General features: G+C 71.0%; 13 protein-coding genes and 1 tRNA gene. 10 read left to right on the top strand and 4 right to left on the bottom strand.

Annotation, left to right across the window (positions count from 1 at the left end; all coding sequences use genetic code 11):
• A partial coding sequence (locus ACWEV3_RS24510) for a DUF3662 domain-containing protein (protein ID WP_452616151.1) occupies positions 1–607 on the bottom strand: 607 nt, incomplete at its 3' end.
• A gap of 212 nt (positions 608–819) precedes the next feature.
• Here ACWEV3_RS24510 and ACWEV3_RS24515 point away from each other — a divergent pair.
• From ACWEV3_RS24515 to ACWEV3_RS24540, 6 genes are all read left to right on the top strand, one after another.
• Positions 820–902 (top strand) — tRNA-Leu (locus tag ACWEV3_RS24515).
• Positions 903–1,525: 623 nt separating this feature from the next.
• Complete coding sequence (locus ACWEV3_RS24520; protein ID WP_452616152.1) at positions 1,526–1,972, top strand: HD domain-containing protein; 447 nt, start codon at positions 1,526–1,528, stop codon at positions 1,970–1,972.
• An 18-nt stretch (positions 1,973–1,990) separates the two neighbouring features.
• Positions 1,991–2,758, top strand: a complete 768-nt coding sequence (locus tag ACWEV3_RS24525) for an alpha/beta fold hydrolase (RefSeq protein WP_452616153.1) — start codon at positions 1,991–1,993, stop codon at positions 2,756–2,758.
• A gap of 210 nt (positions 2,759–2,968) precedes the next feature.
• A complete protein-coding gene (locus tag ACWEV3_RS24530) occupies positions 2,969–3,757 on the top strand; it encodes an IclR family transcriptional regulator (RefSeq protein ID WP_452616154.1) in 789 nt (262 codons plus the stop codon).
• 290 nt (positions 3,758–4,047) lie between these two features.
• Positions 4,048–4,680 (top strand): hypothetical protein, encoded by a 633-nt coding sequence (locus ACWEV3_RS24535; protein ID WP_207954119.1) that lies wholly within the window; start codon positions 4,048–4,050, stop codon positions 4,678–4,680.
• 155 nt (positions 4,681–4,835) lie between these two features.
• A complete protein-coding gene (locus ACWEV3_RS24540) occupies positions 4,836–5,492 on the top strand; it encodes an SDR family oxidoreductase (RefSeq protein ID WP_452616155.1) in 657 nt (218 codons plus the stop codon).
• 59 nt (positions 5,493–5,551) lie between these two features.
• Here ACWEV3_RS24540 and ACWEV3_RS24545 read toward each other — a convergent pair whose 3' ends face one another.
• Positions 5,552–6,862: a D-arabinono-1,4-lactone oxidase gene (locus ACWEV3_RS24545; RefSeq protein ID WP_452616156.1), complete on the bottom strand. Its 1,311-nt coding sequence runs from the start codon at positions 6,860–6,862 to the stop codon at positions 5,552–5,554.
• Between the two features lie 85 nt (positions 6,863–6,947).
• On the opposite strand from ACWEV3_RS24545, the gene ACWEV3_RS24550 reads away from it, so the two are divergent.
• The gene (locus ACWEV3_RS24550; protein ID WP_452616157.1) at positions 6,948–8,126 is read left to right on the top strand and encodes an amino acid deaminase/aldolase; all 1,179 of its coding nucleotides are present in this window, start codon (positions 6,948–6,950) and stop codon (positions 8,124–8,126) included.
• Here ACWEV3_RS24550 and ACWEV3_RS24555 read toward each other — a convergent pair.
• Positions 8,096–8,773: a TetR family transcriptional regulator gene (locus tag ACWEV3_RS24555; RefSeq protein WP_452616167.1), complete on the bottom strand. Its 678-nt coding sequence runs from the start codon at positions 8,771–8,773 to the stop codon at positions 8,096–8,098. The genes ACWEV3_RS24550 and ACWEV3_RS24555 overlap by 31 nt on opposite strands.
• A 433-nt stretch (positions 8,774–9,206) precedes the next feature.
• Here ACWEV3_RS24555 and ACWEV3_RS24560 point away from each other — a divergent pair, with 433 nt between their 5' ends.
• A complete protein-coding gene (locus tag ACWEV3_RS24560; RefSeq protein ID WP_452616158.1) occupies positions 9,207–12,680 on the top strand; it encodes an L-tyrosine/L-tryptophan isonitrile synthase family protein in 3,474 nt (1,157 codons plus the stop codon).
• A 61-nt stretch (positions 12,681–12,741) separates the two neighbouring features.
• On the opposite strand, the gene ACWEV3_RS24565 is transcribed toward ACWEV3_RS24560, so the two are convergent.
• Positions 12,742–13,164, bottom strand: a complete 423-nt coding sequence (locus tag ACWEV3_RS24565) for a MarR family winged helix-turn-helix transcriptional regulator (protein ID WP_452616159.1) — start codon at positions 13,162–13,164, stop codon at positions 12,742–12,744.
• A 105-nt stretch (positions 13,165–13,269) separates the two neighbouring features.
• Here ACWEV3_RS24565 and ACWEV3_RS24570 point away from each other — a divergent pair, with 105 nt between their 5' ends.
• Positions 13,270–13,665, top strand: coding sequence for a RidA family protein (locus tag ACWEV3_RS24570; protein WP_452616160.1), 396 nt, complete (start codon positions 13,270–13,272; stop codon positions 13,663–13,665).
• A 26-nt stretch (positions 13,666–13,691) separates the two neighbouring features.
• Positions 13,692–14,783: an alkene reductase gene (locus tag ACWEV3_RS24575; RefSeq protein ID WP_452616161.1), complete on the top strand. Its 1,092-nt coding sequence runs from the start codon at positions 13,692–13,694 to the stop codon at positions 14,781–14,783.
• The last annotated feature ends 73 nt before the right edge of the window (positions 14,784–14,856 follow it).

The following is a 14,856-nucleotide window of genomic DNA, read 5'->3' on the forward strand; positions in this document are numbered from 1 at the left end:
CGTAGCCGCCCTGGTCGTAACCGGGCTGCGGCTGCTGGCCGTAACCCTGGTCATAACCGGGCTGCTGCGGCTGCTGCTGGCCGTAGCCGTAGTTGGGGTCTTGGCCTTGGCCGTAACCCTGGTCGTAGCCGTACTGCCCCTGCTGGTTGTACGGATCTCCCTGGGGGTAGTGGCCTGGTGGCTGGCTCATGGGTCGGTCTCCTGCGGTACGCGGTTGTGCCGGCCGTCGAGTCACGTCGGGGTCGACGGTCGAGCTGATTCGAAACTGTCCCGTGTGCAGCGTCTCAGAGCGCTCCAGGGAGACTACGACGTCACCATATGTGTCCCACCCCTGCTCGGTGAGATGCTCCTGAACGCAGTCGGCGAGGAGGTCGGTCACCCGGGCCTCATCACCGGTGAGCCGATCGTGGTCGGACGGGCTCAGTTGCACCACGTAGTGGTTGCAAGCGAGCAGCCGTCCCCCGGCGAGCTCCCGGACCTGCAGCTCGGCTTCCCGCTGCAGAGCCTGGGCGACCTCCTGGGGGACGACCTTTCCGCCGAACACGCGCGCAAAGCCGTTACCGACGATGCCTTCGAGTCGGCGCTCAAAGCGCTGCACGAGGCCCACGGCAAAATCCCTTCACGCGTACGACTCCTGGCGACCATCGTATCTGGGCCAACGGGTCAAGACACCGCCCTGTTCCCAACTCGTCCAACCCCCCGCCGAACCCCCTCGTCAGCCCGTGCTAATCTTCTTCTCGCCAACAGGGCAGCGGGAAGCGAAAGCGACCCCGGTGCCAAGGCCCGGAAGACAGCAAGGTAAGCTTCCAGGCAAGCCACGGGCGAGTGGCGGAATGGCAGACGCGCACGGTTCAGGTCCGTGTGTCCGAAAGGACGTGAGGGTTCAACTCCCTCCTCGCCCACTCGGAAGAGGCCCTCCCGGCTCATGCTTCGCCGGGAGGGCCTCTTCCTATATCTATACGGGGGCCGAGCCCCCCGTAGCCCCCACGGTGCGGTGGGCGCTTTTCGTGCTGCTCCTCACCTCTCGCGCGTCCCCGGCCTGCTCAGCGACCAGCCTGTGGGGTGCGTCGCTTCTTCCCTCTGTTTCTCCCTGGCTTCCTGCTGCCTCTCCTTCCTTCTGGCTTGTGCCTGGTCGTCGCTTCACTTCTTCGTTTCTCCGTGGTCGTTTCTTGCGGCTTGGCCTCTTCGTTCTCCGTGCCTTGGGGCCTCGGTCCTCGGGTGCGTGGTTCCTGGCTTTGTGGCACTTCTTTCTTTTCTTGGTGTTCTGCTGTTCTTGCTGGTCGGGGTCGTGCGTGTTTTGGGTTGCTATGGCGCCCCAAAGCGCTCACGGGCCCGTGACCAGCAGGAATCTCGGGTGCTTCGCTCGGGGTGTGGCGAAGGTCGCTTTTCCTGGTCGTTGTTGGGTTTTCGTTGGGCTGGGCCGCCTCATGCGCGCGGTTTGGGGTGTTTGGGGCTTTGGTACCGGGTTCTCCTTCAGCGGACAGCGAACAGGTTTCTCCTTCGCCATCGGTTGTACGGTTTCGGTGTGATTGGTCCGGTTCTGGGGCTCGATGAGGTCGCTTCCATCGCCACGCGCGCTCATCTCGGGCAGGTCGACAAGGCCGGGCGGCCCTACGTCGAGCACCTGGCCGCCGTCGCTTCCGGGGTTCGGGAGCGGGGCGGCAGCGATGCGCAGGTCGCCGCCGCCTGGTTGCACGACGCCGTCGAGGACGACGCCCTCTCCGAGGAATGGCTGCTGGCCGCCGCGCTGCCGCCGGAGACCAAGGCGATCGTGCTGGCCGTGACGAAGCGGGCCGGTGAGGATCCCGCCGACTACGCCGCCCGGATCTTGGGAACTCCTGGAGCACTGCTGGTGAAGGAGGCCGATCTGGCGCACAACGCCGATCCCGCGCGGTTGGCCGTGCTGGACGCGGTGACGCGGGAGCGGCTTGAACGGAAATACGCGCGGATGCGGGCGCTGCTCGGGTTGTGAGCTGACAGGGGGACTTCCGTGACTCGGTGGGAACGACTCGGCCTGGAGTGGCGGGAGACCGGGCATCCCGATGCTCCCGTTCTCGTGCTGTCCAACGCGCTCGGCTGCACCTGGGAGATGTGGGATCCGCAGCTCGACGCGCTCAACGGCGCTTACCGCGTGGTTCGGTACAACCAGCGCGGACACGGCGAATCCCCGGTGCTGCCCGGCCCCTACACGCCGGCCGATCTCGGTGCGGACGTCCTCGCGCTGCTGGACCACCTGGAGGTGCCGCGGGCTTCGTTCGTGGGCTCCTCGCTCGGCGGGATGATCGGGTTGTGGCTCGGGGCGCACGCCGGTGATCGCATCGAGGCGTTGACCATCTGCTGCAGCTCCGCCTGGCTGGGGCAGGAGCAGGCCGAGCTCGACCGGGCCGCCGCCGCTCGCGAGCACGGCACCAACGAGCTGGTCGCGCCGACCATCGAGCAGTGGTTCACCCCGTACTTCCGCGAGTGGCACGCCGAAACCGCCATCTACGCCGCGATGATCGCCAGCACCGACGACGAGGCGTACGCGCTGTGCTCGGAGCTGATCGGTCGCGCCGACCTGCGCCCCGACCTGCCCGCCATCACCGCGCCGACGCTGGTCGTCGCCGGGGACGAGGATCCCGCCACGCCGCCGGAGCACGGCGCCGCGATCGTCGCCGGGATCGGCGCCAACGCCCGGCTGGAAGTGCTGCCGCACGCAGCGCACCTGGCCAACGTCGAACAGGCCGAGGCGTTCACCGCCCTGCTCGGCCTCGCCTGATGGCCGCTCCGATACCTCGTCGGTGCGCGGTAAAACAGATCTTGGCGACAGCCGCGGACTGTGCTGGGCTTGCGCATCGTCGGGGTCGACACTGGAGGCGGGCACGTGCATGCCCTCAGAGCGGCACAGCCGCTCAGCCCGCCCTCGCAGCTTGCTCCGCTACCGGCACCGCTACGCAGAACAGTTCGAGCACTTGCACGGGAGGAAGTCATGGCGGGCAACAGCCGGGATCCTGGCCGGTCGGTCACGGCTCGGGCGCTCAGCGTCCTCACCGCCTTCGACATCGACCACACCCGGCTCACCCTCACCGCCATCGCCCGGCGTGCGGAGATCCCGCTGGCCACGGCGCACCGGCTGGTCCGCGAGCTGGAGATGTGGGGTGCGCTGGAGCGCGACGGCGACGGCCGCTACGCGATAGGGCTGCGGCTGTGGGAGATCGGGCTGCTGGCGCCGGTGAACAGCCGGCTCCGCGAGATCGCCCTGCCGTACATGCAGGAGCTGTGCCAGAACACCCACGACAACGTCCACCTCGCGGTCCGCGACGGGCTGGAGGTCGTCTACGTCGAGAAGCTGACCACGCCGCGGGCCGTGCCGATCATCTCGCGAAGCGGCGGTCGGCTGCCGTTGCACTCGACCGGCGTCGGCAAGGTGCTCCTCGCCCATGCGCCGAGCACGGTGATGCACCACTACTGCGAACGCGGGCTGTCCCGTTACACCGCTTACACCATCACCGAGCCCGGTCGGCTGGGGCGCGAGCTGCAGACCGTGCGAAGCCGGGGATTCGCACAGGCCAACGAGGAGATGACGCTCGGGAACTGCTCCGTCGCGGTCCCGGTGCACGACGCGGGCGGCACGGTCGTCGCGGCGCTCGGCGTGGTGGCGCACAGCGTCCGCGCGGAGGTTTCGAAGCTGGTCAAGCCGCTGCTGCCGGCCGCGGAGGGCATCCGCCAGCGGCTCGTCGAGCAGGAGCGGATCAACCTCGACCTGCTGTCGCACTGACCGCCCCACCGGTGGTCGTTTTGCGGGGCCGGCCGAATTCGCCTTGGGTGGTCGCGGAAAACCCGATTGGCAGGTGCCGTACCGGCATCACCTGAATGGCGGCATCGCTGGGCTGAAGTCCTGATGTCATTCGTCGACCAGTCACCGACCGATGCCCGCCGCCGGTCGCAGGGACCCCCGTTGAGCAGCGCAAAACCCGCTCCGAGCTGTTTAAGTCGGCAGTGGCCCCGTTGTCGGAGGCCGCGGAGTGCAAGCGCAGTGCATGAGGGAGGCGGAACGCCGTGACCGGAATGCCGGGACGTGCCTGGACCGAGGACGAGCTCCGAGCCTGCTCGACGACGCAGCTTCGGTCCCCGCTGGGGCTCGCCGCTTCCATGGGCCGGCTCGCTCAGCGGTCGGTGGACACGTTGGGTTGGGCAGGCAGCGTGCTGCCGCCCGTGAAGCTGCTCGGGCGGCAGATCATCGCGACCGCCGAGCTGCTCCCCGACGCGCACGCCGAACGCCTGTGCTTCGGCAGTGGTCCGGTGCTGGACCGCGCCGAGATCGCCACCTGGGTGTGGCCGGAGATGGACGGGCGCGTGCCGCCGCCCGCGGCCCGGGTCACCGGCGTCCTCGCCCCGGCCCGGCACTGGCGCAGCGCGCTGACCGCCGCGGTGCCGTTCGCCCGGTTCGCCAGCGCCGCCATCGTGGTGCCGCGCAACGTCGCGGTGGCCCCGGACTTCGCCTCGACCTGCCTGATCCGCGCCCGCCAGTTCGGCATCGCGGTGCTCAGCGCGGACGGCGACGACGTGCAGGTGGAGCTGGACGGGCGGTGCTTCGACGACGCCCCGCCGGTCGAGCACACCGCGGTGTCCCGCTGGGTGAACGAGGTCGTCTACCAGCAGCTGCTCGCGACGGAGGCCCCCGCCCCGTCGCGCCGCTGAACCCCGAAGCCAGCCCCTGGGGTCTGGTCGTGAGTGCGTAGCGCAATCGGGCGCGCCACCCGGCTGCGCACTCACGACCGACGGGGCGAGTTGTCCACAGCCTGTGGTGAGTTGTCCACAGGCTGTGCGGGCGCGTGTGCCCTAGGTTGGGTGGCATGCGAATCGTGATTGCCGGGGCGCACGGGAAGATCGCGCGGCACCTGGGGGCGATGCTCGTCGAGCGCGGTGACTCCGTGCTCGGGCTGATCCGCAACCCCGACCACGCCGACGACCTCCGCGCCGATGGGGTGCAGCCGCAGCTGGCCGATCTGGAGCGGCTCGACGCCGATGCGCTCGCCGCTCTGCTGTCCGATGTGGACGCCGCGGTGTTCGCCGCCGGGGCCGGTCCGGGCAGCGGCGAGTCGCGGAAGGACACCGTGGACCGCGCGGCCTCCGCGCTGCTGGCGGACGCCTGCGAGCGGGCCGGAGTTCGCCGATTCCTGCAGGTCAGCTCGATGGGGACGACGCGCCCGAACCCGCCGGACGTGGACCCGGTGTTCGGCGCGTACCTGGACGCCAAGCGCGCGGCGGAGCAGGACCTCCGGCCGCGATCGCTGGACTGGACGATCCTGCGGCCGGGTCGCCTGACCGACGACCCGCCGACCGGGCGCGTCGCGCTGGCGGCATCGGTCGACCGGGCCGAGGTGACCCGCGCGGACGTCGCCGCGGTGCTGCTGGCCCTGCTCGACCAGCCCGCCGCGGCGAGGCGTGCCCTGGAGCTCGTCAACGGCGAGACCCCGATCCCCGAGGCCGTCCGCGCGGCCCTCCGCTGACCCGTAGGCCGCAATTTCAATGGAAATCGGACCTCTGATTTCCATTGAAATTGCGCGAGTTATCCACAGGCGTCGAGGACCCGGTCCAGGTAGGGGTTCCGGAAGACCCCGGTGGGGTCGACCTCGGCGCGCACCCGGCGGAAGTCGTCGAACCGCGGGTAGCGCTCGCGCAGCGCCGCGGCGTCGAGCCGGTGCATCTTGCCCCAGTGCGGCCGTCCGCCGTGCGCACCGGCGATGTCCTCGAACGCGTCGAACCAACGCCGGTGCGGCATGCCCCGGAACTGGTGGATCGCGATGTAGGCCGACGGCCGCTGGTACGCGGTCGACAGCCACACGTCGTCGGCGGCCGCGACCCGCACCTCCACCGGGAACATCACCGGATCGTCGAGCCGGCCGACCGCGGCCCGCAGCTCCTGGAGGACGTCGCGCAGCGCCTCCCGCGGCACGGCGTACTCGCATTCGACGAACCGGACGTTGCGCTGCGTCGTGAAGACCCGGTGCGAGCTGTCGCTGTAGGAACGCGCGGACCAGGTCGCGGCGCAGAACCGGTTGAGCGGCCGCACCGATGCGGGCACCGCGCGCCCCAGCCGGCAGACCGCGCCGAACAGCCGGTTCTCCAGCACCTCGTACTCCAGGAAGTGCCGGAGCGGGTGCAGCGGCCGCGGCGATTGCCCGGCGGGCAGCCGGTTGTTCCGCTTGACCAGCGTGTTCGAGGCGTGCGGGAACCAGTAGAACTCGACGTGGTCGTTGTCGGCGGCGAGCTGGTCGAAGCCGTCCAGCACGTCGTCCAGCCGCGCCGGTCGTTCCTCGGCGACCAGCGAGAACGCCGGCACGCAGCGCAGCGTCACGGTCGTGATCACGCCGATCGCGCCGAGCCCGAGCCGGGCGGCGGCGAACAGCTCCGGGTTCTCCGCGGCCGAGCAGCGCTTCTCGGTGCCGTCTGCGAGCAGCAGTTCCAGCTCTTCGACCTGGGTCGCCAGGCCGCCGAGCCCGGCGCCGGTGCCGTGGGTACCGGTCGAGATGGCGCCCGCGATGGTCTGCCGGTCGATGTCGCCGAGGTTCGCCATCGCCAGGCCGAGCCCGTCGAGCTCGGCGTTGAGGCGGTGCAGCGGCGTGCCGGCGCGCACCTTGACCAGCCCGGTGTGCGGATCGGCGTGCACGATCCCGGACCAGTGCGAGAGGTCCAGGGCGCAGCCGGTGTCCGGCGAGCCGATGCCGGAGAACGAGTGGCCGGTCCCCAGCGGCCGGACGGTGCCGCCGCCGCGAGCCGCGTCGCGGATCGCCGCCGCGGCCTCGTCGGTGTCGCGCGGCGCCACCAAGGCGCTGGGCGTGGCGGTGGCAGTGCCCGCCCAGTTGGTCCAACGCTGCATCGCCAACCCTCCTTCGGGTGCCATCGCGGAGAAATTATGTGAATAAGATTCACATAACAAGAGTTTTCGGCTTACTGTTGTCCGCGTGCGCCGGTTCGACGAGATCACCAGCGAGCTCGACCCCCCGTTCGCGGTGGTCGACCTCGACGCGTTCGACCACAACGCCGCCGACCTGGTGCGGCGGGCCGCCGGGCGGCCGATCCGGGTGGCGACGAAGTCGGTGCGCTGCCGCGAGCTCCTGCACCGGGTGCTGCAGGTCCCGGGCTACGCCGGGCTGATGTGCTACAGCCTCGCCGAGGCGATCTGGCTGCACCGCGAAGGACTCAGCGACGACATCCTCGTCGCCTACCCGACCGTCGACCGCTCGGCGCTGCGCGACCTCGCGGCCGACCCGGCCGCCGCCGCGTCGATCTCGCTCATGGTCGACTCCGTCGACCACCTCGACCTCATCGACGCCGCGCTCGGCCCCGACCGGCCCGCCATCCGGCTCTGCCTGGAGGTCGACGCGGCCTGGCGGCCGCTGCCCGGTCTGCACGTCGGCACCCGGCGCTCTCCGGTGCACACCGTCGCGCAGACTCGCCGGATCGCCGAATCGGTGTTGCGCCGCAAGGGTTTTCGCCTGGTCGGGCTGATGGCGTACGAGGGCCAGATCGCGGGGCTCGGCGACGCGCCGCACGGCAAGCCGGTGAAGGCCGCCGCGCTGCGCTGGATGCAGCGCCGGTCGGCCGCCGAGCTCGCCGAACGCCGGGCCGCCGTGGTGCGCGCGGTGCAGGCGTTGACCCCGCTGGAGTTCGTCAACGGCGGTGGCACCGGCAGCCTGGAGGGCACCGCCGCGGAACGAGCCGTCACCGAGGTCGCCGCCGGCTCCGGGCTGATCGGCCCGACGCTGTTCGACGGCTACCGCTCCTTCCGCCCGCGGCCTGCGGTGTTCTACGCGTTGCCCGTCGTGCACCGCCCCACCGCGCGGATCGCGACGTTGTTCGGCGGCGGCTACCTCGCTTCCGGGCCGGTCGGGGCCGACCGGCTGCCCGTGCCGCACTCGCCGGGCGGCCTGCGGCTGCTCGCGACCGAGGGCGCCGGCGAGGTGCAGACGCCCGTGGCCGGGGCGGCGGCCGGGCGGCTCCGGCTCGGCGACCGGGTGTGGTTCCGGCACGCGAAGGCGGGCGAGCCCGCCGAGCGGTTCGCGCACTACCACCTGGTGGCGGCCGACCGGCTGACCGCCACCGTGCCGACCTACCGCGGCGAAGGCAGATCCTTCGGCTGACCCTCGGGCATCCGGTTGGACAGGTAGCCGCGCACCAGTTCCTTCGCCTCCGCGACGAGCGTCGGCTCGCCGGCGGGATCGCGCCGGAAAGCCAGGTGCAGCACCGCATCCGCCGCCTCGACCGCGACCGCCAGCGGCAGCAGCAGGTCCACCGGGTCGAGCCTGAACTCCTCGGCGATCAGCCCGGTCAGCTTCTCCGCGATCACCGCGTTGTTGTCCTTGCTCGGATCCAGCAGCCGCAGGTCCACCACGTCGCCGAAGTGCAGCCGGCTGAACGCCGGGACCTCCCGGTGCATCGTCAGGTAGACGTCGAAGACGGCGTCCACCGCGTCCCACCAGTGCGCCAGCTCCAGCTGGTCGAACCGGGCCGACACGGTGCGCACGAAGCGGTCCAGGTTGCGCAGCGTGAGTTCCTGGACCACGGCGCGCTTGTCCGGGAAGAACTGGTAGAGCGAGCCGACCGCGACGCCGGCCCGCTCGGCGATGAGCGTGGTGGTTAAACCGTCATAGCCCACCTCGTCGATCAGCTCGGCGCAGGCCGAGAGCATCTTCTCCACACGTTGTGCGCTGCGTTGCTGGACCGGCTTCCGGCGCAACGGGGCTACTTCGGCAGGCAAGGCGACTCCTTGATCATGTTCACTGACCATCTTGCCGACCACGACCATGATTCTCTTTCAGGGGAGCCCTGGGGGAGATGGCTGCCGAGTTCGACTCGGCGGTCTGGTTCACCGACTGGTTCCGGGGATTTCTCCCGGTGCCGGCGATGTCCACAGTTTCCCGGCCCGCGGGCGGTCGTGCGCTCCGGACATGCCGGGGACGGTATCAGTCGTTCGGGTGATTTCTTTGTTGATGGGTTGACCAGACCCTGTCGGTTGGTCATCGGGTGCTTTCTGGGCGGGTCTCTGACCTGCGGATCTTGTCGCGTTACACCGTTGGCATATGCAGTGAGTCATGTTGTCAGCGCACAAGGTCGCTATCTAGTGTGATCCGAGCCGTCATTCTCAGTGACAGAAAGGTCATCGTGGGTTACTGCCCGGCCGCCCCTCGTTTTCCCGCCGTGCCACGTGCTCTGCTTGCCAGGTGGACATCGACTGGGGGAAGAACCTGGTGCGGTGGCACACCTGCCGCCGGTACCCGTGCCTGTTCGGCTGCCACGCGCGCGACGCGCACCGCAGCCCCGTGACCGCGCGACTGTCCCCGGAGCTCGCCGCACCGGCGAGCCCGCCCGCCACGGCCGCGGACGTGCCGCCCGGGCTGTGGCACCCGCTGACCATCCCGGCCGCGAACGACCTGCTCTCCGCCGGTGGCTACGGCCTGCGGGTCGAGCGCTCGGCCGGGGGATCGCTGCAGCTCAGCGGCGCCGGGGCCGGGGCGGGGCTGCCGCTGGGGCACGATCCGAACTGGTCCGATCTCTACCGCGCGCTGGTCCGGCTGCGCCGGACCCGCCGGGTGTTCGACCCGGCGTGGCTGCACCGGCTGACCCGGTCGCTGGCCGCGGACCGCGACACCGGCGGCTCGGTGCCGCTGCCCGCCGACCGCGCGGACCTGCTGACCTCGACCCGGCACCAGCTCGCCGAGGACTGCTTCGCCGCGGTGCTCGGTCCCAACCGCAGCGTGCCGTTCCCCGCCGAGCGGATCACCGTCAGCGGGCCGGAGCGCACCGTGCAGCTGCAGGCCGCCGGCCCCCGCGAGCGCGCCCTGCGCCAACTGCGCGGCTGGGAGCGGCTGTCGTCCATTGTGGAATCCGATCCGGACCTGCGGATGCACTGCGCCACCCAGCCGGTGCCCGCGGTCGTGGTGGACACCGGCACCGGCTCGGCCGCGCTGACCCGCATCGCCGAGCCCGCACCCGCCCATCCGACGCACCCCGGCGGCACCATCGCGACCGACCTGGCCACGCTGCTGCAACCGGTGGACGACGGCACCCCGGGCCTGCTGCGCGTGGTGCTGGACAACCGCTTCGAGCGGCGTGAGGACGAACTCGAGTACTTCCTGGAGCACTTCGTCCGCCCGCTGCTGCGCACCTTCCGGCTGGCCCTGGACGTGCACGGGATCGGGCTGTTCGCCCTGGGCGGCGGCGGAATCGCCTTCGAGCTCTCGCCGGAGCTGCAGGCCACCGGCCGGATCGTGGTGACCGACTACCTGCGGGTGAGCCACGAGCCGACCCGTGCCGAGGTGTCGGCGGGAGCGCGCGCGCTGGTGGAGACCCTCGACGAGCTCAGCGCCGGGTTCAGCCGCCTCGAATCCGCGCGGCGGGAGAGCCGGGTGCGGCAGGCCGTCGACCGGGTGATCGCCGAGGAACTGCGCTTCCTGGGGCCGCGCACCGCGGAGCTGCTCTCCGGCGAACAGCCGCTGCAGTGCTACGTCCACACCGTGCCGGAAGCGCAGGACGAGGTGCTGAAATCGGTGCTGGACCGGGTCCAGCAGCGCACCCGCCGGCGCCGCTGGGACGACCGGTTGCCGCAGCCCGCGGTCGTGATCGACGTCGACCTGTGCGGGCTCGTGCCGCTGCAGCGGATCCTGGACGCCGCCCGCTCGGTTTCGGGGCCTCGGCCGGGCGCGCCGGGCGGCATCCTGGAGCTGGCCGGCCCCGGCACGCTTCCGCTGCTGCCGACCCACGCGGCCGCCACCTGGCAGAACTTCGTCTCCCGCAGCGGGCTGCGCGAGCGCTACCCGTCCGTCGACTGGGAAGAGGTGCGCGCCGACTTCACCCGCTCGTTCCTGGCCCGGCCGCGGGAGAAGCTGCGCACCGACAGCGTGAACGCCGGGCTGGCCCGGTTCGTCTGGGACGTGCAGGACGCCGGCGGGCGGGTGGTGTTCTGCACCGGCCGGCGCGAGCGGTTCCGCGAGCACACCGAGGAGGTGCTGGCCGCCGCCGGGGTGCCGGACGCGACGCTGCTGTGCCTGTCCGAGGACGGCGGCCGCCCGCGCACGGAGCTGAAGGTGGAGAAGCTCCGCGAGCTCGGCGATGTCGACGTGGTGGCGGTCTTCGACGACGAGCTGGCGAACCGCATCGCCGTGACCAAGGAGTTCGGCGGGGCCCTTCCGGTCGCCGTCGAGATCCCCGGCCTGGCCGCCGAACGACTCCCGACGCAGCCGGTGGCCGATGCCGCCGCGGTGATCGCCACCTTCGAGACCACGCCGCGGCCCGGCACGCGCAGCGGTCAGCGGCTTTCCAACACGCACTCGCTGGAAGAACTGCAGATCGGCGCGTTGCGCAAGAACCGCCAGGCGCAGCGCTGGGCCGTGCACCTGACCGAACAGGAATCGCTGTCCATCGTGGACTCGGTGGTGGCCGACGCGGACCGGGCGGCGGCGCGGACCGGGCGCAGCGCGGTCGCGAAGTTCGGCATCGACGAGCGCAGCGAACCCGAGCAGGTGCTGGCGGCGCTGCACCACGTGTTCACCCGCAAGCAGTTCATCAAGGGCTCCCGCGCCAACTACCAACCCGCCGACCTGCGGCGCGACGCCGAACCGTTCGTGCGCCGCGGCGAGCCCATCGAGGTGGTGCTGCTCGGCTTCCCGGTCAAGCAGTGCCTGAACCGGCTCAAGGCCGGCGGCCCGCTGCCGGACTTCGCCGAACTCGGTGCCATGGCGCGGCTTCGGGAGCTCCAGCAGGCGGTCAGCGCGGTGCACCGGCCCGGCCTGCACTTCAACATCCTCACCGACGGCAGGCACTTCCGGAGCCGCCCGCACGCGATCACCGACGCGTACCAGAAGAAGCTGCGCGAGTACGTCGACCTGGTCGGCATCGGCGACCGGACCACCGTCGAGGAGATCGACGCGGTCGCCGAGCAGCGGCTCGGCTTGCCCGGGCTGAAGGCCGAGCACACGTCGCGGGTCGCCCGCTACCGCCGGCTGCTCGCGGAGTCGCTGAGGTCCTTCGACATCACCGACAACCCGCTGCGGACGCTGGAGCTGGTGCACCTGCGCACCGCCGAATTGGGCGAGTTCGCGCCGCACGTCATCGGGCTGTTCCGGGAAATCCTGATGTCGCTGGTGTATTCGGTGCCGGTCGTGGTGCCCGCGGGCACGGACCGGCTGGAGTGGTCCACGGCGGTCTACGCGGACATCTACAACGTGACCGACCAGACCGTGTCGGCCGAGGTGCGCCAGGCGCGCTGCGCGGTGCTGCGCCGGGCTTGGCACACGGTGCTCCGCTACATGGCGACGATGCAGGTCGACGAGGAGTTCGGTTACGAGCGGATGTTCCCGAACCGGGTGCGGCTGACGCTCAGCGCGGTCCGCAAGGGCTGCCTCGGGTTCACCTACCTCGGCGGCTCCGGCCTGCTGCCCTGGCAGGGCACCGGGGTGCTCGACGACCGCGGCCACGTGGCGGTGGACTTCGCGATCTCGCTGCTGGACCAGGGCTTCGTGCCGGTGTACTCGCCGCTGCTCGGCCCCCGCCAGCCGTGGCTGATGGTCCCGTCCCAGCGAACCCACCTGACGGGCGCGATCGGCTCGGCGGTCCCGGCCCCGAGGGGACCGCGGACCCCGCCGGGGATCCGGCTCGACCCGGACTTCGCCGCCAGGGCCCGCCTCCGCCGGAAGTAGCGGCCGGTCGCAGTTTCAATTGAAACTGCGAACTGGGCGTCACTTCGCCGGGTGGAACGTCCTATCCGCGGAGTGCCTTGACGGTGGTGGCCAGGTCGGGGTCGGCGGCGGCGTGGTCCAGCGCGGCGGCCAGTGCCGCCAGGTAGGTGGGCTGGGCCGCCGCGTGCAGTTCGCGTCCGGCTTCGGTGATGACGCTGTAGACGCCGCGGCGGTCGGCCGGGCAGTGGTCGCGGACCGTGAGCCCGGCTGATTCCAGCCTGGCGACCAGGCGGCTCGCCGAACTCTGGTTCAGCCCGACGGCGTCGGCGAGCTCCTGCATCCGCAGCTCGCCCTGGTCCGCATCGGCCAGGTGGCACAGCGCCCGGTACTCCGACAGGCCCAGCCGGTGCTTGCGCTGCATGGCCTTGGCCAGCTCGCTCTCCACCCGGCCGGACAACGTGACGACCCGGCTCCACAGCTGGTCGTCCGCGGCGGGCTCGGCCATCGGGTCCCCCAGGTGTCGCGGCGGTCGTGGTTGACATCAAGGTACATGAATGCTCAAGATATGCATGCACATACAAATACTGAGCATGAAACTTGGAGGACGGCCATGACCACCACCGACATCGAGCGCATCGCCACCGATCCCGACTGGTACGAGCCGTACCGGATCTCGCAGGCGATCAAGGCCGGTGGGTTCATCCACGTCTCCGGTCAGGCGGGCATCGACGAACGCGGCCGCGCCGTCGGCGGCGACTTCAAGACCCAGGGCAGGCAGGCGTTCGCCAACATCGAGCGGGTGCTCGCCGCGGCCGGGGCCACCCTCGCCGACGTCGTCAAGGTGACCATCCTCGTCCGGGACATGGCCGCGAACCTGCCGGCGGTCATCGAGCTGCGCGAAGAATTCCTCGCCGAGCCGTACCCCGCCGACACGCTGCTGGAAGTGTCCTCGCTGGCCCGACCGGACTGGCAGATCGAGATCGACGCGATCGCCCTCGCCCGCTGACCGCACCGGAACTCCAGGAGCCACCCATGACCACGATCGAGACCACCGGTCCGCTGCTGCAGCCGTACCGCGGCGCGCGCCTGAGCCTGCCGAACCGGATCGCGATGGCCCCGATGACCAGGGGACGCGCCGACGACCGCACCGGCGTGCCCGCCGCGATCACCGGTGACTACTACGCCCAGCGCGCCGCCGCCGGGCTGATCGTCAGCGAGGGGATCTGGCCGAACCGGCTCGGCAAGGGCGGGCCCGGGATCCCCGGCCTGGTCACCGATGAGCAGGTCGCCGGCTGGCGGCACGTCACAGATGCCGTGCACGCCGGCGGCGGCCGGATCTTCGCTCAGCTGTGGCACGTCGGCCGGATGAGCCACCCGCGGACGCTCGGCGAGCTCCCCGTCGCGCCGTCGGCCCGCGCGGTCTCCGGCACGATCTTCACCGCCGACGGCCTGCTCGACCACGTCACACCGCGGGCCATGACCACCGCCGAGGTCGACGCCACGATCCGGGACTTCGGCGTGGCGGCGGGGAACGCGATCCGGGCGGGCTTCGACGGCGTGGAACTGCACGGCGCCAACGGCTACCTGATCCAGCAGTTCCTCGCGGAGAACACCAACGTGCGCGGCGACGGCTACGGGGGTTCCCGCAGCGGCCGGTTGCGACTGGCAGTGGAGGCGGTCGAAGCGGTGGCCGCGGAGGTCGGCGCCGACCGCGTCGGGCTGCGGATCTCGCCGGACAACCCCGAGAACGACATCGCCGAGCAGGATCCGCAAGGCACCTACCGGGCCCTGGTCGACGCCGTCGAACCGCTCGGGCTCGCCTACCTGCACATCGTGGAACGCGGGAACTACCCGGCGCTGGCGGATCTGCGGCCCCGGTGGCCGGGAACGCTGATCGCGAACTTCAACGGCCCCGAACCGACCACCCGGCAAGCCGGGGAACGCGTCCTGCGATCCGGTCTCGCCGACGTGATGTCCTACGGCCGGTTGTTCATCAGCAACCCCGACCTACCGGTGAGGTTCGCAGGCGGCCATCCGCTCGCACCGGTGGACGCCGACCACATCTACGGCGGCGGCGAGCGGGGCTACACCGACTACCCGGCGGTCGAGGCCCGCCTCCGCTGAGAGACCCGTGCGCACTTCTTGTCGCCATAGCAGCAAGAAGTTACCAAAGGTCTGTGGTTGGGACAAAGTAATC

The sequence above is a fragment of the Saccharopolyspora sp. NPDC003752 genome (assembly GCF_053605825.1).